Raw genomic sequence first — 4,004 nt, 5'->3', positions numbered from 1 at the left:
CAACGGACCCCACACCACCGTCATCTCCGGCGACACCCAACCCCTCGAACACCTCCTCCACCACTACAAAAACCACGACATCAACGCCCGCCGCATCCCCGTCGACTACGCCTCACACTCCCCCCACGTCGAAGGTGTGCGGCTCGAACTCCTCGCCGGCATCACGCCGCGTTCCACCGGCGTCGCGTTCTACTCGACGCTCACCGGCGGCCGCCTGGACACCTCCGAGCTGACGCCCGGCTACTGGTACGAGAACCTCCGCCGGCCCGTCCGGTTCGCGATCGCCGTCGGCCGGCTCCTCCAGGACGGTCACCACACCTTCGTCGAGGCCAGTCCCCACCCCGTCCTCACGATCGGCGTCCAGCAGACCGCCGACCAGGACGGGCACCCGGTCCTCACCATCCCGACCCTCCGCCGCGACGAGGGCGGCCTGGCGCGGTTCCACACCGCGCTCGCGACCGCCCACATCCACGGCCTCCCGGTCGACTGGGCGGCGGTGACCGACCGGAGGCCCGCGGCCGGGCTGCCCGCGTACGCCTTCCAGCGGCAGAGCTACTGGCTGAGCGGTTCCGGCGGCGGTGACGTGTCAGGGGCCGGGCTGGACGCCCCGGGTCATCCGTGGCTGGGGGCCGGGGTGAGCCTGGCCCACGGCGACGGGCTGCTGTTCACCGGCGTCGTCTCCCGGCGGACCTGCCCGTGGCTGACCGACCACTCGGTCTCCGACACCGTGCTGCTGCCCGGCACGGGCTTCGTCGAGCTCCTGCTCGCGGCGGGTGAGCGGGCCGGGTGCGATCTGGTCGAGGAGCTGACCCTCGAAGCGCCGCTGCCCCTGCCGGAGCAGGGGGCCGTGCAGATCCAGCTGCACGTCGGCGCCCCGGACGAGTCCGGGCGGCGGCCGGTGAGCGTGCACTCGCGGCCCGCCGGCGCCTCCGGCGACTGGCCGGACCGGCCCTGGACGCGGCACGCCACCGGAGTGCTGGACCGCCGGGAGGCGGCCGCCGGCCCGGAGCCGGGTGTCTGGCCCCCGGCGGGAGCACGGGCGCTGGACGTCGCGGGCCTGTACGACGACCTCGCCGCTCGTGGCTACGCCTACGGTCCGGCGTTCCAGGGACTGCGCGCCGCGTGGCGGGCAGGCGACGAGGTCTTCACCGAGGTCGCGCTGGCGGCCGGGCAGGAGGCCGACGCCGGCACGTACGGGATGCATCCGGCGCTCCTCGACGCCGCGATCCACGCGGTGTTCCTCACCGGCGCGCCCGGAGACGACCGGCTCCTGCTCCCTTTCTCCTGGTCCGGTGTCCGGCTGCACGCGGCCGGCGGTACGGAGCTGCGCGTCCGCGTCGTACCGGCCGGGCGGGAGTCTGTGGCGATCACCGCCTGGGACGCCACCGGCGCTCCGGTGATCTCGGTGGCCGCCCTCACGATGCAGGCCGTGCCGGCCGGACGGTTCACGGATGTTCCCGGGCGGGCTCCGCTCTACCGGCTGGACCGGACTCCGCTCCCCCTTCCGGACGCGCCGCCGCCCGCGGTCCGGTGGGCGATCCTCGGCTCCGTTGCGGACCTCGGCGGGTTCGGCGGGCCGGCGGCCCATCCGGACCTGGCGACGCTGTTCGACGCGGGCGTCCCGGACGTGGTGGTGTTCCGCGTCCCGACGCCGCCGCCCGGAGACGTCCCGGCCGGGGTGCGGGCCGTCGTACGGGAGGTGCTGGGCCTGCTGCGTGTGTGGCTGGCCCACGAGCGATCGGCCGACGCCCGCCTGGTCCTGGTGACGCGCGGGACGGGAGACCTGCCCGCCGCCTCGGTGTGGGGCCTGGTGCGCTCGGCGCAGGCCGAGCACCCCGGCCGCTTCGTGCTCTGTGACCTGGAGGGCGAGCCCTCTCCGGGTACACCGGCCAGGGCACTGGCCACGGGTGAACCCGAACTGGCGATCCGCGGGGACGAGGTGGCCGTGCCGCGCCTGGTACGGGCGTCGCCCTCGCCGCGGTCCTTCGAGCCGGACCCCGGCGGCACCGTCCTGATCACGGGCGGGACCGGCGTGCTCGGCGGCCTGGTCGCCCGGCACCTGGCCGGCACGCACGGCGTACGGCACCTGCTCCTGCTCGGCCGGAGCGGGCGTACCGCCGACCCGGAGCTGGCCGGCGACCTGCGGGCCCAGGGCGCCGAGGTGACGGTCACCGCGTGCGACGCGGCCGACCGGAACGCACTCGCGGACGTCCTGGCGCGGGTCCCGGCCGAACATCCCCTGACCGCCGTGGTCCACGCGGCGGGCGTGCTCCGCGACGGCCTGGTGGAGACCTTGTCCGACGAGGACCTCGACGCGGTGCTGCGGCCGAAGGTCACCGCGGCCTGGAACCTGCACGAGCTGACCCGCGACAGGGAGCACGTCGAGTTCGTGCTTTTCTCCTCCGTCACCGGGGTGCTGGGCAGTCCGGGCCAGGCGAACTACACCGCGGCCAACACGTTCCTCGACGCGCTGGCGCGGCGCCGGCGTGAGCTCGGGCTGCGGGCCACCTCGCTGGCCTGGGGACTGTGGGCGGTCGAGAGCGGCATGACCGGACACCTGAGCGAGAGCGACCTGGCCCGCCTCGGCCGCAGCGGTATCGCCCCGCTGCCGACCGGGGACGGGCTCGCGCTGTTCGACGCGGCGATGCTCGCGGACGAGGCGGCACCGGTCCCGGTACGGCTCGATCTCGCCGCGCTGCGCGGCTTGGCCCGCGACGGCCTGCTGCCGCCCGTGCTGCGCGGCCTCGTACGTACGCCCGCGCGTCGGGCGGAGACCGCGGCAGAGGACGACCACTCGTGGGCCGCGCGGCTGGCCGGACTGCCGGAGGCGGACCAGGACCGGCTGCTGCTCGACCTGGTGCGCGGTCAGGCCGCCTCCGTCCTCGGTCACGCCACGCCGGAGACGATCGAGGCCGGGCTGGCCTTCCGCGAGCTGGGCTTCGACTCGCTGCTGGCGGTCGAGCTGCGCAACCGCGTCGGCGTCGCCGCCGGTCTGCGGCTGCCCGCGACGCTGCTGTTCGACCACCCGACGCCCGCCGCGCTGGCCGGGCACCTGCGCGGCGAGCTGCTGGGCGACCGCGACGGCCCGGCGCGCGTAAGGTCCGGGGCCGCGGGCGACGAGCCGATCGCGATCGTGGCGATGGGCTGCCGCTTCCCCGGCGGCGTCCGTTCCCCCGACGACCTGTGGGAACTCCTCGCCTCCGGTACGGACGCGATCTCCGGCTTCCCGGCCGACCGCGGCTGGGACCTGGACACGCTCTACGACCCCGACCCCTCGCGTACCGGGACCAGCTACACGCGCCAGGGCGGCTTCCTGCACGACGCCGCCGAGTTCGACCCGCAGTTCTTCGGCATGAGCCCGCGCGAAGCCCTCGCCACCGACCCCCAGCAACGGCTCCTGCTGGAAATCGCCTGGGAGACCCTCGAACACGCCGGCATCGACCCGACCACCCTGCGCGGCACCCCCACCGGTGTGTTCGTCGGCGTCATGTACGGCGAGTACGGCGGCCGGCTGCTGAATCAGGGCGCGGACGACTACGAGGGCTACTTCGCCACCGCCTCCACCAACAGCGTCGCCTCGGGGCGGGTCGCGTACGCCCTGGGCCTGGAGGGTCCGGCGGTCACGGTCGACACGGCCTGCTCATCCTCCCTCGTGGCGCTGCACCAGGCCTGCCAGGCCCTGCGCGCCGGCGAGTGCGACCTCGCGCTCGCCGGCGGCGTGACGGTCATGGCCGGGCCGGGGGTGTTCATCACGTTCAGCCGGCAGCGTGGGCTGGCGGCCGACGGGCGGTGCAAGCCGTTCGCGGACGCGGCCGACGGCACCGGCTGGGGCGAGGGCGCCGGGCTGCTGCTGGTCGAACGGCTCTCAGACGCCCGACGCAACGGGCACCCGGTCCTGGCGCTGATCCGCGGATCCGCGATCAACCAGGACGGCGCCTCGAACGGCCTGACCGCGCCCAACGGACCCTCCCAGCAGCGCGTCATCCGCCAGGCCCTCGCCAACG

1 protein-coding gene is annotated in these 4,004 nt (G+C 75.2%); it reads left to right on the top strand.

What is annotated here, in order from left to right:
- Positions 1-4,004: SDR family NAD(P)-dependent oxidoreductase (locus tag QWU11_RS46990; RefSeq protein ID WP_290121122.1), on the top strand; the 4,004-nt coding region annotated here is incomplete at both ends.

The organism is Actinomadura sp. DC4, from assembly GCF_030406325.1.
Classification (GTDB): domain Bacteria; phylum Actinomycetota; class Actinomycetes; order Streptosporangiales; family Streptosporangiaceae; genus Actinoallomurus.
The sequence above is the reverse complement of the archived record's forward strand: the minus strand, read 5'-3'. Positions and strand labels throughout refer to the sequence as shown.